The sequence below is a fragment of the Deltaproteobacteria bacterium genome, assembly GCA_029860075.1.
GTDB lineage: Bacteria > Desulfobacterota > JADFVX01 > JADFVX01 > JADFVX01 > JAOUBX01.
Genome location: JAOUBX010000009.1, coordinates 68,938 through 90,224 on the forward strand (window position 1 = coordinate 68,938; position 21,287 = coordinate 90,224).

Sequence of the window (21,287 nt, forward strand, 5' to 3'; positions counted from 1 at the left end):
AACGCTTTGTATCCCTTTGCAGGAGAAGAATTTGTCGAAGGAAGATAAAAAAAGTATGGCCAGAACAGGTGAGAGAAGAAAAAACCTGATTAGCATTAATGACGAACTTAAAAAAAATGAGCGCATACTGGCAGGCGCCGAGGAACTCTCCCGTGTGGGCGGATGGGAATTTGAACTGGCTGCCGGTGAAATCTGGCACTCGGACCAGCATCATAGAAATTTCGGATATCAACCGGGGGCTTTTCCTGCCCAAATAGATTTTTTTCTAAACAGTATCATTCATCCCGATTATGTAAAAGCTTTCAAATCAGCCTTTGAGAAAATTAAGGAGACCGGTGAACCGGTAGAACTTGATTTTAAGGCAAGACTGAAAACAGGAGAAGTACACCTCTTTCGTTCCCTTTGCAAGGCAAGAAAAGACCATACAGGCAATGTAACTGCCATTTACGGCGCCACCATGGATATTACGGAACAAAAGGCGGTGGAAAAAGCGCTTTATGAATCAGAACTTAAATACCGAAAACTCTTCAACCAGGCTGCAGATACCATACTGCTGATCGATCCTCAAACGGCAGACATCCTCGAATTTAACGAAAAGGCCCACAAAAGTCTCGGTTACAGCAGGAGGGAATTTAAAAAGTTGCGGCTTTCCGATATTGAAATGGGAGAAACGGAAGAGGAGATTAAGGACCGTATAGATAATATATTAAAAAAAGGGTCTCACATATTTGAAATAAGACATCGAAAAAAGAGCGGAGAAATCCGGGATACAATAGTCAGCGCAACGGCTATTACCATAAGAGGGAAAAAGCTGCTTCAGAATATCCTTTACGATATAACGGAAAGAAAAAAAGCGGAAGAGGAATTAAACAAATTCAGGTTTCATCTTGAGGAAATGGTTAAGGAGCGAACAGCTGAACTCTTTGAAACCAATGAGAGACTGAATACGGAAGCAGAGGAACGCTGTAAAGCGGAGGAAGCCTTAAGGAGGTCCGAGAGAGATCTAAGGTCCATTATCAATAACATGCAGGACACCTTCTATCGAACCGACAGGGAGGGCCACTTTATTATGCTGTCCCCCTCGGTAACGGAACTTGCAAGTTACAAACCGGAAGAGCTTATCGGCACTAAAGTTGCCGATTTGTATGAAAATCCTGATGAACGTCAGGTTTTTATTGAGAAACTGGAACAATCAGGAGGAAGGCTGGCCAGCTTTGAAACCGTTATAAAAGGGAAAAACGACTCATCAAAGTGGGTTTCTACAAGCGCCAGATTCTATAAAAATATGGAGGGAGAAATTGCAGGTGTTGAAGGCATCGTCAGAGACATAACGGAACGAAAAAGAATGGAAGAAGAAATTATAAAAGGCCAGAGACTGGAATCAATAGGCATTCTGGCCGGCGGGATTGCACATGATTTTAATAATATTCTTACGGCTATTCTCTCAAATGTGGAATTTCTCAAGGAATATATCAGTGAATTTGCTTCCGTTGACGATTCGGTCCGTCAAATACTAAATGGCGCTGAAAGTGCCGTTACACGCGCAACTAAACTGACCCGTCAACTTCTCACCTTTTCAAAGGGAGGTGACCCTGTATTGGAAACAGCCTATATCTGTGATCTTCTCAGGGAAGCGGCGGCTTTCTCCTTAAGAGGCACAAATGTAAGACACAAGTGCTATCTCCCTGAGGATGTCTGGCCCGTAAAAATAGACAAGAGCCAGATGTCCCAGGTCATTAACAATATTATAATTAATGCCAGACATTCCATGCCCAATGGCGGCACCATTAATATAAGGTCCCATAATGAGAATATTGACAAACAATCCTTGCTTCCTTTATCGGAAGGCCGCTACGTCAGGTTCAGTATCAGCGATAAAGGGTATGGCATATCAACTGAAAATTTAAACAGGGTTTTTGATCCCTATTTTACGACAAAAGGCGTGGGAACAGGTTTGGGCCTGGCAACGTCCTACTCTATTATTAAAAGACACAAGGGGCATATCGAGGTTGAATCGAGGTTAAAAAAAGGCACCACCTTTCATGTCTATCTTCCTGCCACGACAAAAAGACCGCAAAACAATAAGAAGTGTATTGATTTGCCGGTCATGACAGGACAGGCGAATATCCTGCTCATGGAAGATGAAGATATTGTAGCCAACTCTTTTAAAATACTGATCGGCAAAATGGGTTATCAGTTTAAACATGTAAAAGATGGCCGTGACGCCATCAGGGTTTATGAAAAAGCGAAAGAGGAAGGAATATTATTTGACGCCGTTATTATGGATTTAACCATCCCGGGAGGTATGGGGGGCGCTGAAACGATTGGAAAGCTGCTGAAAATAGACCCCTTTATTAAAGCCATTGTTTGCAGCGGCTACTCGGAAGATGACGTTATGGCCAACTACAAAAAGTATGGTTTTTGCGCTACCCTTCAAAAGCCTTTTTCAAAACAGGCGCTCCTCCGGGTCTTATCAGAGGTCTTAAATAACTAGTACTCCTCTCCCAGCCTCTCCTTCACATCACTATAAACATAGGCCCTGTTGCGGCCTTCCTTTTTGGCAAGGTAGAGCGTTTCATCGGCCTTTGAGATGAGCAGCGATTTGGTGTCGGCATCGCCCGGATAAGTGGCGATACCGATACTCATGGTTATTTTAAGGGACTTGCCGTCACCAATAGGGAAGTCGGTTTCTTCAATGGTTTTTCTCAGCCTTCCGGCAATTTCTATGGCCATTTTCTTGTCGGCATTAAGAAGGATGGCGGCAAATTCTTCACCACCGTACCGGGCGGCAAAATCAACGTTTCTAATGGAAGAGGTCAGTATTTGCGATACCCCTTTCAGTATCTTGTCCCCTGCCGGGTGACCATAAACGTCGTTTACCTTTTTGAAGAAATCGATATCGGTGAGAAAGAGCGCAAATTTATCCTTGTAGCGGTCAGATCTTTCCAGCTCTTCAGACAGCCTCTCCTGAAAATATCTGTGATTATTAAGTCCCGTAAGACCATCGGTAATGGCCATCTCTTCCATCTTTTTATAGATAGTGGCATTCGATTTTGCCATGGAGACATGGGTCGTCATGGCCTCAATAAGCTTAACATCGTAGGGTGTGTATGACTTTCGATCTTTCCTGGCCGTCAGGTAGACACCTGATACGACATTGCCGACAATAAGGGGGAGGGCCAGAAAGGAACCCATCCTTGCAATGGGGGGAGGCAGGTCGGGAAAGACTTTTTTTACGATGACGTCACGCGAGTAGTGATAGGGTTGCTCCTTCTTGACTACCCACTGGAAGATGCTTAAATTATGGTCATTGCCCTTTTTTAAAAGCTCATTTGCCCCCTCTCCCATGGCCTTGACGAAATGGATTTCCCCGCTGTTATTCTTTAGGGCAATGGCCGAAAGATCGTAATGGACAACATCGTTACTGAATTTAAGGGCCATATCGAGAATTTGTTGAGGATCGAGCGTTGAGTTAAGTTCCTTGGTAAGTTTATAAAAAGCCTGAAATTCGAGGGCCTCCAACCTCATTTTTTCCATAGTGGCTGATTTCTTCAGACTTTCCCGGATAGTGCTGCCGGCCAACTGCAAAAGCTTTTTATCCTCCCTGTTAAAGGCACTGCCCGTCCTGTCTACACAGAGGATTGCTTTTCCGCTGTTATTATCAAGGAGAACAGGAATCCCGATAAAGGCTGTCGCAGCTTCTATCCCTTTATAATAACCGGTTGATACTTTTTCAGAAAGTCTGTCCGTAATAAGGGGCTGTTCATTTTCATCTATCCAGCTAAGAAGGTTTTTCCCTTTTTCCCGGGGGACAGTCCGGCTGAACCCCTTGCTGTCACTAACTGCCGCAACGAGTTTAAAGCAATCTTTTCCCACGATAAAGAGACAACAGCTAAAGGCGTCCAGCATCTCGTGCAAAATGCCCAGCGTATCTGATATGGCATTACTCAGATGGTAGGCCGAATCGAGAAAAAGCTTGTCTTTAATCTCCTCCGATATGGCAAGCTGGGAATCATCCTTTCTTCCTGACTCAATCAATATCGATGTTGCCAGTGTTCCCAGCTCGTCGAGGCGCTCGGTGGCCTCTTTTTTTTCCTGTCGCTCCAGGGTAAGAAATGTCTCCACGACGGCAACAATGGCAACGATAAAGAGGGCCCTGTAGATACCCTCAGCCATTGAAAGGGATTCATTAGCAAAATAGGAAAGGAAAAAGGCATGGAGGCCGTTTAGAAGAAGCACGAGAGCCGTATAGGTTACCGCTGCCAGAAAGGGGTGGGTAAGGGCCAGGACAATCAGTATAAAAATATCAACGGGAAAGGGTTCAACGCCCGTGCCTGCCAGAAAAAGAAAGAGCGCTTTTACAAAAAGAATAGCAACCAGTCCAAAAGTGATTCTTTTTTTAAGAGACAGTTTTTTTTCTTTTAAATTTCTTGACAGATAAAAAATAAATAAACAAGCCAGGGGGAAAAGGAGTAATAGCTTTATAATCTTTCCATAAGCGGCGCTTTCAAAAAAGCCGAGGGAGATAAAAGACGCGTAAAGGGCAATGACTGCATAGGGTATTGACTTAACCACCAGATACCACCTTTCAGCACAAAAATGAAAAAAGTATAGTCATTAGGCATTTCAATGTAAATAATTCTTTAATTCGCGGTTTTAACAATGGAGCAAGCTTTTCATCATTTACCGGATCCCATCACCTGACAATATTAGAATTTATATTGCCTTAATAATCAACCTTTTTCTCCAAAAGTTCCGGAAAGGGGTGATAGGTTAAAAATAGGTGGCAGGCTTAATTACTTCCCTGTCATGGCCGTTCTTGTTGTTTTTTTCCTCATATCAAAGGAATGGAAAACTTGCCCTGGACGGTCTTCTCCCGTCAGCATGGGTCGAGGCTGATTGTATGGCCTATGAAAATCGTGAAACCGGCACGGCCTGCGTGCCCGGATGGACAGACAAATGCCGGAGCGCTTGCAGGATTCGGGTATTAGTCTTTCTGCGAAAACAGGATTTTATCACCCGTAAAAAAGTGCTATTCAAACCAAACGGTCTGTGATATTTTCAAAGATGCTATTATAATTTAAATCCCGTCAAATAATGAAATTGTATAAAAAAGCGTTATTAACATTATTTATTACCTTTATTGCAGGGCCTGCCCATGCCGACAGGCGGACGGAAGAGGTCTATAGCCGGTATAAAGACCAGGTTTTGCAGGTAAAAATCCTTGATCGTTCATCGAACACCAAATCGGGCATCGGTTCCGGTTTTGTCGTTTCCACCGATGGTTTTATCGTTACCAATTATCATGTCGTTTCCCAGCTTGTTCATCGTCCCGAAAGTTACCGGGCCGAATACCTGAAGGAGGACGGCAGCAAAGGAGACCTTACCCTTATTACCCTCGATGTAGTCCATGACCTTGCCTTGCTTAAGGCTGATGACCTGAGAGAGAATTATTTCGAACTTGAGCGTAAGGTCCCTGTCAAGGGGGAAAGCCTCTTTTCGCTTGGCAACCCTTATGACCTCGGCCTTACTATTGTGGAGGGGACTTATAACGGCCTTCTTGAAAAATCACTTTATGAAAAGATACACTTTACCGGATCCATTAATCCCGGCATGAGTGGAGGGCCTGCGCTGAACAGGAAAGGCCGTGTTGTGGGAGTCAATGTTTCCACGGCAGGCAACCAGGTCAGTTTTCTCGTTCCCGTCAAGTACGTCATTGCCATGCTTGAAGGCGCCCTGGATGAAGATGCGCCTGTTGAAACACCGGTGGAAACGGTGAGAAGGCAGCTCCTCCATAATCAGGCCCGCTACATGGATGATCTCCTTGGAGATTCTTTTGAGACAGTTCCCATGGGGCGTTATTTGCTTCCCGCCGAGGTGGCGTCCTATATAAAGTGCTGGGGGAACACGAACAAAAAGGAGGACCTCTTTTACGAAGGTATCTATCAGTCCTGCTCTGCTGAAGATGATATTTATCTTACGAACCGGCTCTCATCGGGGGCCATACGATTCAGACATGATCTGTTTACTACCGGTAAGCTCGGTCCTCTCAGGTTTTTCGGATTGCTCGAAAAGCGGTTTCAAATGCCCCATATGTCTCTTGGCGGTGATGAAGAGAGCGTCGCTTCCTACCGTTGCCATGCCGACTTTATTAATAACGGCAGCCTGGAATTCAAAGCCGTTTTTTGCATGAGAAAATACAAGAAGCTTGCCGACCTTTACGATTCCTTCATGACACTCATGACCCTGTCAAGTGGCAGTGAGGCGCTCCATTCAACACTGGTACTGTCCGGAGTCAGTTATGAAAATGCGGCTAATTTCAATAAAAGCTTTATCGAGGCTATTAGATGGAAGTAAGGGAAGAAAATAACGTTCCTCCCGTCAAGCGAGTTGACCGCGGCAGTCTTGTCGGCTATATCGAGGTGCTGGGCCGTTCGGGAAAGGTCTCTGCCCGTTATTCAGTGAGAAAGCGGGGCCTTACCTTCGGCAGGGCTTATAATAATGATGTCGTTATTGAAGATCCTTATATCTGTCCCCACCACCTTGAAATTATATGGGATGAGGAAAATGGCCTTGTGGCGAGAGACCTCGGTACCGTTAATGGCCTGCTGCGTGAGAATGAAAAGATGAAAGTCGATTCCATTAAACTTGTTTCGGGTGTTAGATTTCGAATTGGAAGGACCACTTTCAGGTTTTACAGCCATGATTACGAGGTGCCTGAGACGATTGTAGACAGTTATGCCATGAGCCCCTTGAAGGCCCTTGAAAGCAGGCTGATGCAGGCCACTATCTTTACAGGCGCTCTTTTCTATATATTCGGCGATTACTGGATGGAGTCATACAAAAAATTTGATACGCTGCACTTTACCTACGGAATGATCGGGATCTTTTCTCTCATTGTTGTCTGGTCATCTTTCTGGGCTTTTACGAGCCGCATGCTTACCCACCGGTGGAACCTGTTTATTCATTGTGCCATTGCGTCGGCAGGGATTGTCGCCATCTCTCTTTTTGATGTCGTACTTTCCTATATGAGTTTTGCCTTTGCTCTTGACCATTTTCAAAGGATTGTCAGCGCTGTCGGGATGGGTCTTTTAATAGCAGGAATCATTTATACCCATCTCCGCTTTGTTTCCTCAGCCCTGCCTTTTCATCTTGCTTCTGTATCATCGGCTGTTGCCATCGCTTTTGTAGGCATGACGCTTTTGCTTTCGCACCTTGAAAAGAAGGATTTTAATTATTCTCCCCGTTACAATGTGACGTTGAAAGCGCCCGCTTTCAAGATAGTAAAAAGCAAGAGCCTGGGGGATTTTTTTGAGTCTGCACGGGAATTGAAAAGTGAGATGGATGGTGACTGAAAGGGATCTGACAGAGATTTGATTTTCACTGATAATTTATGATTTACGCAGATAGATCACTTATGAATGCTTAAGTAAAAAAGTGTGTTTGCCAACTTGTTCCAGGGTTTAAAATTATCCATGGAAACCATGGCCCAAGGCAGCAATTTCCTAACCGGACATTGCCGGGTCCAGCTGCCCTTACCAGGGCAAATTTACCCCCGCTGGAGCAGCCTGTAAATTTCCCGCCTGTTTTGCGCCTTAAGGAGGGCTTCCCTCGTTTCTTCAGACATGACGAATTTGGCGATTCTCGATATTTGCGTCAAATGTTCTTCCGGCCTGTCATGAGGACTGAGGACCATAAAGACGAGAGATATGCGGGTCTCGTCATGGGGGCAGATGATAGGAGGATCGACCCTGGCCAGTATGAGTATGGACTCATCAAGCTGGTCCGTATAGGTATGCGGCAGGGATATGCCGTGGCCGATGGCGCTGCTGAAATCCTTCTCTCTTGCAAGAAGGTCCTTCATAAGTGAAGAAAGCTGCAAGTCGGGATATTGGGGCTTTACGAGAACAAGCATATTGTGGTAAAGCGCTTCCAGCGTTTTGTCCTTGCTGAAGATAATCCACTCTTCGTTAGTGAAATCGAGCAGACTGCTCGTTGGTCTCAATGTAAGAAATAATGCTTCACCTGCATAGTCTTGCGGCATTTCCGGCGCAAAAATTGAGCCGTACTTACACATGAGGATCTGTCCTTCTCTCGCCGGGGCGGGAAGCCTGTCAATGGATGTGCAGGTAATGAGAGTATCCTGCTCCACGTTTTCTGCAAGGATGGTCCTGATATCGAAGTTTGTCCAAATGGCTTTCCCTTTTCTGGGGCCTGTACCCGGTTTCACCAGGCTCGAATTTCCGTAACCCCAGTAATAAAGCCGTGATCTGCCGAGCAGTTTTTGCCAGCGCCGACAAAGCAGATGATTGAGGTCTTCGTTCTCGGTAATGGCGAGAACATTACCGATGGCGTAAAGTTCAACATGCTGGGCAGGATCGATGGTCATGGCATTTTCGCACAGTGCGGTAATACCTTCCCTTTTTGCTACTTTAACTTCACGGGGATTGGTGTCGAGAAGGACCACGCTTTCGCCGTTGTCCTGGATAAATTTGGCCACGGCCCGGGCCAGTTTGTGTGCGCCCACGATAAGCCAGCCTCTCGGCCTCGGTTCGAGGACGCCCAGCATTTTTCCTACATGCTTTGCCGTAAAGCCCTGGAAGATAACCGTACCGGCTATAACAGCATAGGTGAAGGATTCGAGGAAATCGGCATGAAGAAAGTTTTTATCTTTCAGGTGAAAGGCAAAGAGTGATGACATGGAGGCCGCCACGATCCCTCGCGGGGCTATCCAGCTTAAAAAGAGTTTTTCTCTTACCTTAAGGGTGCTGCCCCATGTAGAGAGAAAGATATTTACAGGTCTGATGATAAACATGACGATGACAACAACGGTGATCAATGTCGTTCCGTAATTCAAAAACTTTTCCGTCGTAAGATTGGCGGCAAGGAGCATGAACAGGAGGCCAATGAGAAAATCTTTGAGTTCTACTTTGTATTCGATAATTTTGTCAAGCTGGGGCGTCTCTTTATAGCCGAGAAGGAAACCCTGGATGGTCACACTCAGGAGGCCGCTTTCCGTAGCCATACCGTCGGCAATGGTATAATTGAGAAGGGCGCTGGCCAGCACGAAAAAGTTGAGTCTCTCTTCGGGAATCCAGTTTTTTCTCAGGATATGAAATATTATGTAGCCAAAAGCAAGGCCCATAACGGCGCCTACGAAAAAACGGGAAAAGAAATTAAGATAGGCTTCGGGCTCACCGGCGCTAAGAATCCACTCGTAACAGAGGAGGGCAATAAAAACACCGATGGGATCAATGAGCACCCCTTCCCAGTAAAGTATATTGTGAAGGCTTTTCTTGACCCTGATTCGCTGAAGCAGGGGCCCGATAACGGTGGGACCCGTCACGATGATGAGGCTTGCCGACAGGAGGCAGAGCATGATATCAAAACCGAAAAGGACCTTGATTGCAAGGGCTGAAAGGCCCCAGGTAATGAGGACGCCTCTTGTAAGGACTCCCCAGATTTCAGAAGAAACCTGCCGGTAACCGGTTGCATCGAGGGTCAGCCCCCCCTCGAAGAGGATGATGGCAACAGAGAGAGATATAATCGTATTAAGGCCTTCTCCAAGGCTTTCAGGCTGGATAATGCCAAGAAATTCAGGGCCTGACAGTATGCCGGCAATAAGAAGGAGAACGATGGCCGAGATTTTCAGACGCTGGGAAATAAGAAAAAGGACAACACCGAGTACCGATGCGGCCACAAAAGTTATAAGCATTTGGTGGGACGTAGGTTCCATATTAATCCTTAAACCTTAACTAAAAGCGAAGACTAACAGGGTACCAAGAGGAGAATAAAAAGAGAAGGAAAGATTTAAACTTTCTCTCCCTTAATCCTGAAAAGGGCCGTGGGTTCATGCTTTCCGGCCTAAAACCTTTTCAAGCCTCCCGGCATCTTTTACGGCGTTTCCTTCGGCATCATTGTTGAAGTAGCTGTAGATGTCAAATCCTTTATTGCTGAAGTCTCTCATAATTTCTCCCCAGCGATGGATCTCTTCATCCCCATAAGACCCCGAATAAAGATTGCCTGTTCCATGAAAACGTATGTAAACGAAAGGCGCCGTCACAATTTTTGGGGTCTCAAAGCCGGGCATCTGGTAAAGACAAAGGGCTGCACCATGGTTTTTGAGAATACTGTAAGCTTCATCGTTAAACCAGCTCATGTTCCTGAACTCGAATGCAACTCTCAAGGCAGGATCGAGTGTTGATAAAAAAGAGCCCAGCCTTTCCCCGTTATAACCCCACCGGGGAGGGAGCTGAAAAAGGATGGGGCCCAGGTGATGATGCAGCAGTTTGGCCCTCTCTATAAAACCGGCTGTTGCCGCTTCAGTGTCTTTAAGCTTCTTCATGTGGGTTATGTACCTGCTCGCTTTTAGTGAAAAAAGGAAATTTTCAGGGACCGTCTCTTTCCATTTAATGAAAACTTCCTCCAGGGGCAGTCGGTAAAAGGTGTTGTTAATTTCGACACTGTCAAATCGGGATGCATAATAAGCGAGCCTGTCAGGGCTCCTTAAATTGGCGGGATAAAAAATTTCCCGCCAGTGATCGTAGCTCCAGCCGGAGGTTCCTGTGATAAAGCGTCCAGTCATATTATTGAAAGATAGTCGTAAAAAAGCTGATCGTCAAAAAATATAAGCCTGAAGCGCAATTTTCATTTATTCCTTTGACAAGATTATTATTTTGTCTATCATTTGGAGTAAGGTATTTATGAGAAAATTAATTCAAATTGCCACGTCGTCCAGAGAAGAATTGGTCGATATTACCGGTGAAATTTCAACCCGTGTCAGTGAAAGTGGGGTAAAAAACGGCATTGTTTCCGTTTATGCCCAGGGGGCAACGGCTGCCATCATGATACAGGAGAACTGGGATGACAGTGTTCAGATGGACGTTGTAAACCTGCTGAAAAAGTTGATTCCCAAAGGCCTATGGCTTCATGACAGGCAGGATGGCAACGGTGATTCACACCTTAAGGCGGGATTGGTCGGTCCGTCGGAAACCATACCGGTAATTGACGGCAGGCTGGGCTTGTCCCGCTGGCAGAATATCTTTTTCTGTGAGTTTGACGGACCAAGAAGTGAAAGAACCATTGTCTGCACGGTTATAGAGGAGAGGCCCTAATAAAAGCCGCCACTTTTATTAAGCTTAAAATCATATGTTTGAGGGCTTTGCAAGTTGCCCAAAGAGATTAATCCTGAAAACCGCTTTTTCCTTTCAGCACCGCTGCAGATATTCTCCATGTTAATCCCCCTGCCTTGAGGGTTTGTGAGGGCAAGGGACCATCAAACCGTCACGGAGCGATGTAATGAGGCGGCTTTATTCCCGGAGTTAATGCTTTTTCTCCCTCCAGTCATTTTACCGGTAAAAGCGTCCTTTTTATCTTGTCTGAACCGAGAACAATTTTACATAAACCGCACAGCCGGCTTGCATAGCCTCTGTATCTTTGATATGCTTGTGAACCAGGGGGGTGGCTGCTAATACATTTTAATGAAAATGTTGCCTCTTGCTTGTATCCGCATTTAAGGAAATCTCTAATAATTCCGGGCGAGAATAGAAAGGAATTAAAGAAGTCAGCTTCAGGGAAAAATGGCGGCCTATGGCGGGTTTGCAGGTAAATTATTAACGCGGAAGATGGCTTTTTTGAATTTTTGGATAGGTCCCTTGAATTATTAGCGTTTCTTTCAGGCATTAATTTTCCATTCGAAATGAATCGAGCGAAATGCTTACACTGTTTCAAACATCGATTAGGATCAGTTATGCCCGGTTCCGTCAAAGGGAAGTTTTAAAAAAAAACTTGAAGCGCTGTTGGAAAAAGGGGGGGGAGGTTCAGAGGCCCCTGACCTTATGGCCGGGGTCAAGGTTGCCGGAGAGGGGCTGCTATCAGGCTGAGAGACGCAAGGTATTTTGCAGGCAGGAGGTATCAATATGAAAGAAGATGCGGTCATCTTAAAAGGGGTTGTAGAGGAACTTAAAGGTCATTCTGTTTTTAGTGTAAAAATCTCCGGGGGAGAGACGGTCCTTGCCAGGATGGCAGGGCGCACGAGAAGAATGGGTAACAGGATTTTTCCCGGAACAGAGGTTGAAATTGAGGTCAGCCCTTATGATCTTACAAAGGGCAGGATCATTCATGTTTCATAATAAACCTTAAAAGAAGGGAAAATTATGTGCACAATTTGCGGTCACTTTTCATTGCGCGGAAAAGAAGCAACCAATGACATCTATGATATGCTTTATAAAATGCGCCATCGCGGACCGGACAGCCATGGTGTTTATCTCGATGGAAAAGTTGAAACGGGAGAGACCCTCGATGATATCAGGGATTTTCTCGAAGATGCCAAAATTGCCATGGGGCACTCAAGGCTCAGTATTGTTGGGCAGGGCAAATCAACCCAGCCCTATGTATCCTGCGACGGGAAGCTGACCATGATTCATAATGGTGAAATTTATAATTACCAGGAACTGTCCACGCTTCTTCTCAGAAACCATAACATCAAGAGTGAAAGCGACAGTGAAGTCATTATTCACCTGCTGGAAGAGACCTATGAAGGGGACCTCGTTGACGCCGTCAAAAAAGTCATGCCTTTGCTTGATGGCATGTATGCGCTTGCCGTTACCGATGGAGAACGGGTTGTCGTTACGAGAGATCCCGTAGGGAAAAAGCCCATCTACTTTATCAAAAACAGCAACATTATTTATTTTGCTTCCGAAAGAAAGGCCCTCTGGAACGGTAAAGAGGAACCGGTGAGGCTCATGCCGGGGCAGGTAATCGAAATCAGTGAGTTGGGTGCGAAGGTAAGTGACGGTTTTAATTACACCATGCCCCAGATCGACATCGTCGATTTTAAAGAAGCTGTCGATCTCTATAAGACGGCCCTCATCAATGCGGTAAACAAACGCCTTGGTGGTCTCAATGAAGGGAAGCTGGGTGTCATTTTTTCGGGGGGCGTCGATTCGGTTCTTATTGCCAACCTTCTTCAGCGTGCCGGAAAGAACATTATCTGCTATTGTACCGGACGGGAGGATTCGGGAGATATTATTGCGGCGAGAAAGGTAGCGGAAGAACTGGGGCTGGAGTTAAAGGCGACCATCATTGATGAAAGAACGGTAAGGGATATCATTCCGGAAATCATCAGGAGTGTCGAGGAAAGCGGCCTTTTACAGGTTGAAGTAGCCGTTCCCATGTATATGGCGGCAAAGATGGCGGCAGAGGACGGTATTCGGGTCATGTATACGGGGCAGGCGGCCGATGAGATCTTTGCCGGATATCCCTGGTATAACGATGTGTTAAAGGATCATGGCTATCTGCGGCTCCATGAAAAGCTCTGGGAGGACCTGAATTATCTCTATTCCGATACGCTGGAACGTGAAGACAAGCTTACCATGGCCCATTCCATTGAGCTTCGGGCCCCCTTTCTTGACAGGGATGTTATCGACATTGGCATGAAGATTTCTCCCCGGCTGAAGATCGAAAGTGAAGACGATAACATGAGAAAACGTGTTCATCGTCAGGCAGCGGTAGAGCTTGGCGTTCCGCCCTCGCTCGGCTTCAGGGCAAAGGACCCGGCCCAGTCCGGTTCCGGTATCCACGGTATCGTCGAAAAGATTGCCCTCGGGGCAAACGAAAAGATAGACGAGAAGCTGGTAGAGGAAAATATCCGGCGTGACAAGGGGAGTCTTTACAGGTATGGCGATGAAGAGTACGGCAAGTCCCTGACCCGGTCCTACCTTCAGTCTATTGAGGAAGAGATTAAAAAGAAGTATATTCCTCCTTTCCTCAACGTGGAAAAAGAGCGAAAACAGGGCAAAAAAAGCCGCAAGCAGCAGCTTGCATTTAATAGTTAAATTATTTTAATAAAATAAAGAAAGAAGGTTAATTTTGGAAGTAAGAGTTGTAGATAATCAGGTTGAAAAAGCGATTCGCCAATTGAAACGAAAAATTGCCACTGAAGGCGTGATGAAGGACCTTAAAAGAAAGCGGTTTTACATGAAGCCTTCAGTAAGAAAAAAACTGAAGCAAAAAGAGGCTGAAAAAAGAAGACAAAAGGCAAAACGATACAGATCTTACTAATTAGTGTCTATCCAGTAACTATAATAAATCAAACTTTGTTTTCAATTCGAAAAGAAGGGATTTTTTGCAAGGTCAAGGAAATCAAGGGTTTGCGCCGAGTTGTACTACTGTACATGGCACAAGCAAAACCGAAGATTGACGCAGAGATTGCGAAAAAGCACCCTTGACCGATGAAAACTAATTATATCCAGGTATGAAGCATCCTCTTGGTCATAGATCAGGTGTAAAAAAAGGCATTATTAACTCAGGCGCTTTTCTCTTTCTTTTGATGCTGCTTTCAGGTTTTTTTGCCTGCACTGAAAGTAAAGAGAGTGGTGCAGGGAAAAAAGAGCTTATCCGTTTTGTTACCTGGAAGCCAAACCAGCCTGAGGTCTGGGAAGAAGCGATCAGGCGTTTTCATAAAAAATACCCGGGGCTGAGGGTAGAACGCGAGATCGGCCCCCATTCGTCGACGGAATACCATGACCTGCTCACGCAAAAACTGAAAAATCGCGACACTTCAGTCGATGTCTTTTTTATGGATGTCATCTGGCCGCCCGAATTTGCCGCTGCAGGCTGGGCCTTGCCTCTCGATCACTATTTCAGTGAAGAAGAGCGAAAGAAGTTTATTGAGGGCCCTATCTTGGCCAATAGTTACGGCGGGAGTATTTATGGCGTTCCTTTCTGGATATCGGCCGGACTCCTGTATTACAGGAAGGACCTGCTTGACAAGTACGGCCTGAAACCACCCGGCACATGGGAAGAGATGGTTGGGCAGATAAAAACGATTCTCGCGGCTGAAAGGAAGGAAAAGCCGAATCTCAAGGGTTATTCGGCCCAGTTCAAGCAGTATGAAGGACTGGTTTGTAATATGCTCGAGTTCATTATGGGTGGCGGTGGAACGATTATGGACCCTGAAACAGGCAAACCGGGAATTGCCGGGCAGGAGGCTTTTGAGTCCCTGCGTTTTGTCAGGGATGAGATTGTCGGCGGCGTTGCGCCCAAGGGTATTCTTACCTATCAGGAGCCTGAATCACTTGATCTCTTTATCCAGGGGGGCGCTGTATTTCACCGCAACTGGCCTTATGCCTGGGAGGTTTCCAATAATAAGGAAAAGTCCCGCATTGCCGGCAAGGTGGGGATTTCTGTTCTCCCTCACTTTGAGGGTAAAAAGAGCTATGCCGCGCTCGGTGGATGGCAGTTCGGCATTAACCGCTATTCAAAAAAGCCGGATCTTGCCTGGAAGTTCATCGAGTTTATGACCAGCCCTGAAATAGAGAAGTTGCTTGCCGGGGAGGCCGCCCAGCCGCCGACACGTCTTTCTCTTTATGATGATGAAGAGGTTCTCAAAAAAAATCCTCATTTCAAAGATTTTAAAGCGGTTTTTTTAACAGCCTATCCCAGGCCCCAAAGTCCCTTTTATCCTGCCATCTCCAATATATTGCAGCGATATTTCAGCAAGGCCCTGGCCATTAAAGACAGCAATATCAAATCTCTTGCAAAAGAGGCAGAGGCCGAAATATTAGAACTAAGCAAGAAATTCGGAGAGAGATAACCTTTTTCAGGTTTATTCACTATTACGTGAAGAGGTAAAAAAAAATAGAGCCGGCTATTGACATTTCAATCACAATAACATTAAACTCACTCCTGGTTTTACTTAATTTGAGTAGAACAGAAGGTGATTACAGAAAATAAATTAAGGAGAAGATTATGAAGCATATGATTGTTATGGTAATGGCCGTTACCTTTTCCATGGCTGTAACCGCATGGGCTGACGAGGCCATGACAAAAGCGCAGGGGGATGCTATTTTGAAAGAACTCAAAGCGATCAAAAACCTTCTGGAAAAGCAGCAGAAGAATGTCCCTGCTCAGCCTAAAAAACCTGAACCGGAGGTGGTCGATGTCAAGGTCGGTGTCGAGGGCCCGACTCTCGGCAGGAAAGATGCGCCACTTACGCTGGTTGAATTCACAGACTATGAATGCCCCTATTGCAAGCGTTTCTATGATTCGACATTTGCCCAACTCAAAAAAAATTATATCGATACGGGGAAGTTGAAATTTGTTAGCCGCAATCTTCCTCTTCCTTTTCACAAGAATGCAAAAAAGGCCGCACAGGCTACCTCATGTGCCGGAGACCAGGGCAAATACTGGGAAATGAGGGATGTTGTCTTTAAAAACTCCCGTGCCCTCGGCGAGAATAACCTTTCCGTTTATGCTGAAAACCTGAAACTCGACATGAAAAAGTTCAATGCCTGTCTTGACAGTGACAGGCATCTCGACAAAATCGATGCCGATGTGAAGGCCGCCCGGTCAGCTTCAATTACGGGAACCCCCTCCTTTGTACTTGGCAAGAGTGTCAAGAAAGGGCAAATGAAGGGGGAAAAAGTGGTAGGCGCCCGTCCCTATTCAGACTTTGAAGCAAAGATTAAGGCAATACTGGCCGGGGGAAAGTAAAATAATTGAAATATATTTTCCCTGATAGCTCATCTTAATAAATACTGCTTTCCCCCCCCTTTTTTGAAAGGGGGGGGGATTTCTATACCTCCCCCTCAAAAAAAATAACCGATAGCAATATATGTCGCATATTTAGCAATATGTGTCGCGCATTTCTTTTTTCCCTGTGCTATAAATAGATAAATTTCGAATGAGAACCGTTGGTTCTCAAAAAAATCTAATAAAAAGGAGGAAAAGAAGTGCAAAAAATCAGAAAGTCAGTTTATTCAATTATCTTAATGGGGGTCTTGCTTGCCGGTTTGTCAACGGTGGCTATGGCAAGCAGTAATGCGGGGAAGATAGACATTAACCACGCAACGGCTGCCGAGCTTCAACAGCTAAAGGGTGTTGGAGAGGTCATTTCCGAAAGGATTATTGCCTATAGAGAAGAGTCGGGGCCCTTTAAAACAGTTGACGATATTAAAAACGTCAAAGGCATCGGGGAAAAGGTTTTTGAAAAGATTAAAGACTTGATTCATGTCGGTAAGGAGCCGTCGAAAGTTGTGAAACAGTAGAATTTCTATGTTTTGAATGAAGGGAGCCTGAAATAAGGGCTCCCTTTTTTTCTTTATTGTTTCTCTTGTGGAGTGCAAGGGACTTCGTTGCCTCCCTCCCCTTGAAAGGGAGGGAACTGTAATCTTAAGACATAATCAACTCAAACTCCGCTTCCCTCGCAGAAAGTCCATTTACCATTACTTCCACCTTGTGCAGCCCCGGATAATAAACACGGGTCGTGATTTTCTTAATGGCATGTTTTTTTGTCAAAATCAGTGTTTCATTTGCTAGGAGCGATGTCGTCCGCCATTTAAAGACCTTTGGTGACGTGTTGCCATTGGCCTTTTGGTGATGGATGATATAATCGATAATCAACGGCTGATCATGGTTGGCGCTTGAAGTCATTGAAAAAGCAAACTCCAGGAAAGAGCCAAACTCAACTTCTGCTGTTAAGATATTAATAGCAGCCTGCTCAATTTTTGGAGTTTCATAGCCTAAAACCTTTAAGGTTTCTTTGAGCCCTCTTTTAACCAGTGTCCGGCAGCTATGGCGGATCAATCGTTTCCTCTCCCGTCCGGCGCCTTTCATCCATTGCCCGGCAATACTGGCCACTCTGCCGGGGTGGTCTTTGGCAATATCATTCAGGTTATTTGCAACGGAACGGCGCACGTATTCCTTGTCATCATCTTTAAGTATTTCAAGCAGATCGATAACAGGTGACGGGTTTTTGATAAAGATAGGCAATCTCATGGCCCAGGGCAGTCGCGGCCGTGTTCCCTCCGATACAAGCCGCCGTACATGGTAATTGCTGTCTGTGGTCCAGGTTTTTAGTACAGACAAGGTTTTTTCCGGCGATTGGAGCAGAAAAAATCGTATGCCGAATTCCGATGAAGAACGTTTGGTCATCTCCTTAAGCAGTGTCATCGACAAATCAAAATGATCATGCCCCCGCAGTCCCACATAGTGCGCCATAGGCATAACGGCCCAGCCTGCAATGCCCTGTGAATCAATTGCCCCTGCCGAAAGATCATCTTCAAGTTCAGCACCCAGGCTTGCCAGCATAATTTCCCCGGCTTTTTCATAATCGGCAGGCAGGTGGTTCATCATGGCATGGGTAATCTGTTCGGACCGTTCCTTTAATTCAAGGGCATCCAGGTTTTTCGTTGCGGCAGAAATGAAGGCCCTGGCATCGAACTCGGCCCATTGCTTTTCAAAGTGTGCCGCCATTCCTTTAATGACTTCTTTGTTAAATAGATTTTTAAAAGGTTCAGCCATGGTATGTTTTCAAAGCCTCAGAATATTAATATCCAAATTGTCTTTTATTATCACTTTACTATCGTCGTGACTCCCAAATGGATAATCGCTAATTACAGCCTCACGTTCGGAATCACTTGTTCTTACAGAGATGACTACAGGGCTCTCAGCCTTTGGAGAAAAATAAGTTTTTATGGTATCACCTGACTTCAAAGACCCAAGATTCTTATTATTGAGAGCAGAGCTAATGACAATCTCTTTTATATTTTGGGGGCTTTTATTAGAAATATGCAAGTAAATAAGAGATTGGAGATAAATGCCGGCAGATAAAAAAGCAAAAGCAATAGGAAAATTTAGAAGCAGTAAAGTGGCAGGCAAAAGAACTCTCTTTTTAAATATCTGTCCCCATCCCTCGCCTGATTGCCAGTTTATAAATACAAAGAGAGAAAGCAGAATCAAACCGGTGCATGTGAGAACCCCTCCGATCATTAAAGTAAGCACCCCTGCTCCAAGGAAAAAGTCAGACCTGCTTAGCCAGAAGCCAAAAAGACTGAAAAATGCCGGGACAAGAGGGATACCCCAGCAGCGATATGTTGTTTTAAGCAATAAGGGTGATTTCATTTTTAAAGTACCAGGTTATAAAGCTATCCCTGCTTGCTTATCTTTTATAAAAGAGGTTATACAGCCACCATGCTGTACGACTTGACAAGGCCCCAATAAAAGATAAAGCAATGAAAGGCAATGACATTACCATGCCAAAGATTAGTAGATTGAAAGAAAAATCCAGGGGACTTGTTTTTAAAAGATCCCAGAAAGAAACGAATGTTGCAAGTGTTATCCATGAAATTATGGGCCAGCAATAGAAGTGTTTTGGGTAAATTGCCGCAGGAATTACTCCTATTAGTAAAACACGAATTAAGAACTCAATTTCAATTGAATCATCCTGTGGATATTGTTGCAATGAACTCCATCCGCCCGGTAATACCAGGCCAACAGCTTCGGGGCCTATTATCATTAATGGCCACATACTCACAGCGAGCAAAATTGGCTTCCAATTATTTTTTAAAATCTTATTCATAGCAAAGGGGAAAACCGTCCCCTTTTCCCCTAACTATAACGCTAACGAGCCGTGCAAAGATGTTTGTTTTTCAATTCAGACCGCGTGTTGCGTCGTCCGGGCTGAGTAAGGGGCTATGCCTTCCACCTGAGTCTTGGCCCAATTTCTATAAAGCCTTCCCGCAGGTAAAACTCTTTTGTCCTGCGCCACTCGGGATATGCCGGGGCGCCGACTTCAAGCCTTTTCCAGCCAAACTCTGCACAAAGTTTTTTTGCTTCCTCCAGAAGTTGTTTTCCGACGCCATCTGAACGCATGTTTGGTTCAATGTATAATTCATGAATAACTCCAAATTTCCCTCCGGCATAAACCGCTCCGGTTTTTCCAAGTGTTAAAAGGCCAGCTACCCGGTCATCCTGGTCTTTTGCAAGTAAAACAATATAATCACCATCACTGATCATCTTTTCAAGAAAAGGTAAAATTTCCGATTCATTGATCTTGAATGGCTGATTGCATAGCTCACTGACCAGAGCTTCTACCTTTTGGATGATTTCACTAATATCTTTTTTAGTTGCTCGAAATATTTTCATTTTTTATGCATAACAACCCAGTTCACCAGCGGGTGATTTGCTAAAGTTTCAAGTTAAATCAGGCGGGCGTTTAGCCCTTCTGGGTGCACGTCTTGTTATGAATTCTTGTCATTCATGGGTTTTATGTATTTGATGTTGTATGCTAATTGAAGAATACCAATAACGAAAAATACTATTCCAAGCATTCCTGTAAATCCTGACATTTCGTCGCAATACCATCCCCATGTTATGAATATAATGCCCATTAGTATTGCAAAGGAAGGGCCAATAAACTTGCCGGTTTTCAGACCTTTTTGTGTATTAATATTGGTGGAAATAAGCCTGGCAGTATCTTTCGCTTTTTCCTCACATGTGTTTTTACAAGCAATACCGTCACCAAAATCGATAGCGCACACCGGACATATTCCTTTTAAGCAATGACGGCATACACTAACTGCATCTTGGTCTTGATGATAGAAACACTTCATTAGTTGTCCTTTCTCATAACGAGTCTGTAGAAAAACTGTTTTGACAAGGGAGGTTTATCGAGAGAGGAAGAGATTTTTCAAAGTTTTGTTAAAGATTACATTCTATAGTCAGTTTGTCAATTGCTTTGACCTTTTACATGTGTTTTATGGAGGTCATTTCAGCTTTTATGACGGTTCTTTTCCTGTCTTTTCTTCTTTTTAAGTTCCCGCCATACCAAAGTGGTAAATCTTTTTCATATTGTGGACCATACAATAGAGCTTCCACTGGATGTCTACTTTTCGTTTTCCCCTCAGGGTAAAGCGGTCCAGTCCCATCTGATGACAGATATTGGCAAAGACCGGTTCAACTGTCCCCATCCGCCGGCTGTAGAGGTAGCGGCCTCTTGCTGAATCGAACTTCTCAATCATTTTGGTCGTCCAGCTCTTTTCTCTTTCCGGTGTTCCGTCTTTAATAACAGGGACACATCCGAATGGCACTAGGTTAAGCGCTTTTACCAGTAAAAAACACAGTAAAATTGAGGGTGAAAATGGTATAATCGGGCATGAAAAATTATACTCCTTTATTCCCCAATTTCCATATAAAAACTCTCCGAAGAAAGCCCCGTTCAGCCCAACAGATATTGGCTGAAAAAGTAGAACAACTAAAAGGGAAATCGCCTGGTCAGCCTGGTGTATGTTTCGGTAAATTTATACCAAAGCAATACCTGAATCCAGCCAAATCTGGTGCATTGAGTCGCAGGAGGTGGTTTAGTAAAGAAAAAAAAAGATATGAGAGTGCGCCAAATCAGTTTCAAGGGAAGTGTACAAGCCTTACGGCAGTGGGAGCCCCATCTGAACCAGTCTAAAATCAGCCTTCAGGAACAAGTCCGTTTAATTGGACATCTGTATGAATCA

Annotated in this window: 19 protein-coding genes and 1 pseudogene; 10 read left to right on the forward strand and 10 right to left on the reverse strand. The window is 44.8% G+C overall.

The features are described from left to right. Window positions 1-31 precede the first annotated feature (31 nt). On the forward strand, window positions 32-2,494 hold the full coding sequence (locus tag OEV42_04710; GenBank protein ID MDH3973563.1) for a PAS domain S-box protein: 2,463 nt from the start codon (window positions 32-34) through the stop codon (window positions 2,492-2,494). On the opposite strand, the gene OEV42_04715 is transcribed toward OEV42_04710, so the two are convergent. After that, window positions 2,491-4,575 carry a GGDEF domain-containing protein gene (locus OEV42_04715; GenBank protein ID MDH3973564.1) on the reverse strand — a complete coding sequence of 695 codons (2,085 nt, stop codon included), beginning with the start codon at window positions 4,573-4,575 and terminating at the stop codon, window positions 2,491-2,493. The genes OEV42_04710 and OEV42_04715 overlap by 4 nt on opposite strands. Before the next feature lie 522 nt (window positions 4,576-5,097). Here OEV42_04715 and OEV42_04720 point away from each other — a divergent pair. Both OEV42_04720 and OEV42_04725 read left to right on the forward strand, forming a co-directional pair. Then, complete coding sequence (locus OEV42_04720; GenBank protein ID MDH3973565.1) at window positions 5,098-6,357, forward strand: serine protease; 1,260 nt, start codon at window positions 5,098-5,100, stop codon at window positions 6,355-6,357. Next, window positions 6,348-7,355, forward strand: a complete 1,008-nt coding sequence (locus OEV42_04725; protein MDH3973566.1) for an FHA domain-containing protein — start codon at window positions 6,348-6,350, stop codon at window positions 7,353-7,355. Before OEV42_04720 ends, OEV42_04725 begins: the two co-directional genes overlap by 10 nt. A 194-nt stretch (window positions 7,356-7,549) precedes the next feature. On the opposite strand, the gene OEV42_04730 is transcribed toward OEV42_04725, so the two are convergent. Together OEV42_04730 and OEV42_04735 are read right to left on the reverse strand one after the other, a co-directional pair. Beyond that, window positions 7,550-9,715, reverse strand: coding sequence for a cation:proton antiporter (locus OEV42_04730; GenBank protein MDH3973567.1), 2,166 nt, complete (start codon window positions 9,713-9,715; stop codon window positions 7,550-7,552). A 135-nt stretch (window positions 9,716-9,850) separates the two neighbouring features. After that, entirely contained in the window at window positions 9,851-10,585 is a 735-nt protein-coding gene (locus OEV42_04735; protein ID MDH3973568.1) for a DUF72 domain-containing protein, read from the reverse strand. A 118-nt stretch (window positions 10,586-10,703) separates the two neighbouring features. Here OEV42_04735 and OEV42_04740 point away from each other — a divergent pair, with 118 nt between their 5' ends. Then, the gene (locus OEV42_04740) at window positions 10,704-11,114 is read left to right on the forward strand and encodes a secondary thiamine-phosphate synthase enzyme YjbQ (GenBank protein ID MDH3973569.1); all 411 of its coding nucleotides are present in this window, start codon (window positions 10,704-10,706) and stop codon (window positions 11,112-11,114) included. A gap of 229 nt (window positions 11,115-11,343) precedes the next feature. On the opposite strand, the gene OEV42_04745 is transcribed toward OEV42_04740, so the two are convergent. Next, on the reverse strand, window positions 11,344-11,682 hold the full coding sequence (locus OEV42_04745; protein MDH3973570.1) for a hypothetical protein: 339 nt from the start codon (window positions 11,680-11,682) through the stop codon (window positions 11,344-11,346). 236 nt (window positions 11,683-11,918) lie between these two features. Here OEV42_04745 and infA point away from each other — a divergent pair, with 236 nt between their 5' ends. From infA to OEV42_04775, 6 genes and pseudogenes are all read left to right on the forward strand, one after another. Next, on the forward strand, window positions 11,919-12,131 hold the full coding sequence (gene infA / locus OEV42_04750) for a translation initiation factor IF-1 (GenBank protein ID MDH3973571.1): 213 nt from the start codon (window positions 11,919-11,921) through the stop codon (window positions 12,129-12,131). A 51-nt stretch (window positions 12,132-12,182) separates the two neighbouring features. Then, window positions 12,183-13,835 carry an asparagine synthase-related protein gene (locus OEV42_04755; protein ID MDH3973572.1) on the forward strand — a complete coding sequence of 551 codons (1,653 nt, stop codon included), beginning with the start codon at window positions 12,183-12,185 and terminating at the stop codon, window positions 13,833-13,835. Window positions 13,836-13,869: 34 nt separating this feature from the next. Continuing rightward, window positions 13,870-14,061 (forward strand): 30S ribosomal protein S21, encoded by a 192-nt coding sequence (gene rpsU / locus OEV42_04760; protein ID MDH3973573.1) that lies wholly within the window; start codon window positions 13,870-13,872, stop codon window positions 14,059-14,061. A 193-nt stretch (window positions 14,062-14,254) separates the two neighbouring features. Next, entirely contained in the window at window positions 14,255-15,595 is a 1,341-nt protein-coding gene (locus OEV42_04765) for an ABC transporter substrate-binding protein (protein MDH3973574.1), read from the forward strand. A 155-nt stretch (window positions 15,596-15,750) separates the two neighbouring features. Then, complete coding sequence (locus OEV42_04770) at window positions 15,751-16,494, forward strand: DsbA family protein (protein MDH3973575.1); 744 nt, start codon at window positions 15,751-15,753, stop codon at window positions 16,492-16,494. A 335-nt stretch (window positions 16,495-16,829) separates the two neighbouring features. After that, a pseudogene (locus tag OEV42_04775) lies at window positions 16,830-17,048 on the forward strand (helix-hairpin-helix domain-containing protein). A gap of 124 nt (window positions 17,049-17,172) precedes the next feature. Here the strand turns inward: OEV42_04775 and OEV42_04780 are convergent. The 6 genes from OEV42_04780 to OEV42_04805 form a co-directional block, all read right to left on the reverse strand. Beyond that, a complete protein-coding gene (locus OEV42_04780) occupies window positions 17,173-18,303 on the reverse strand; it encodes a DNA alkylation repair protein (GenBank protein MDH3973576.1) in 1,131 nt (376 codons plus the stop codon). Window positions 18,304-18,312: 9 nt separating this feature from the next. Continuing rightward, window positions 18,313-18,741: a hypothetical protein gene (locus tag OEV42_04785; GenBank protein MDH3973577.1), complete on the reverse strand. Its 429-nt coding sequence runs from the start codon at window positions 18,739-18,741 to the stop codon at window positions 18,313-18,315. A 199-nt stretch (window positions 18,742-18,940) separates the two neighbouring features. Then, the gene (locus OEV42_04790) at window positions 18,941-19,360 is read right to left on the reverse strand and encodes a hypothetical protein (GenBank protein ID MDH3973578.1); all 420 of its coding nucleotides are present in this window, start codon (window positions 19,358-19,360) and stop codon (window positions 18,941-18,943) included. 113 nt (window positions 19,361-19,473) lie between these two features. After that, window positions 19,474-19,926 carry a GNAT family N-acetyltransferase gene (locus tag OEV42_04795; protein MDH3973579.1) on the reverse strand — a complete coding sequence of 151 codons (453 nt, stop codon included), beginning with the start codon at window positions 19,924-19,926 and terminating at the stop codon, window positions 19,474-19,476. Window positions 19,927-20,021: 95 nt separating this feature from the next. Beyond that, window positions 20,022-20,321, reverse strand: coding sequence for a hypothetical protein (locus OEV42_04800; GenBank protein MDH3973580.1), 300 nt, complete (start codon window positions 20,319-20,321; stop codon window positions 20,022-20,024). A gap of 270 nt (window positions 20,322-20,591) precedes the next feature. Further along, entirely contained in the window at window positions 20,592-20,870 is a 279-nt protein-coding gene (locus OEV42_04805) for a transposase (GenBank protein ID MDH3973581.1), read from the reverse strand. Window positions 20,871-21,287 lie beyond the last annotated feature (417 nt).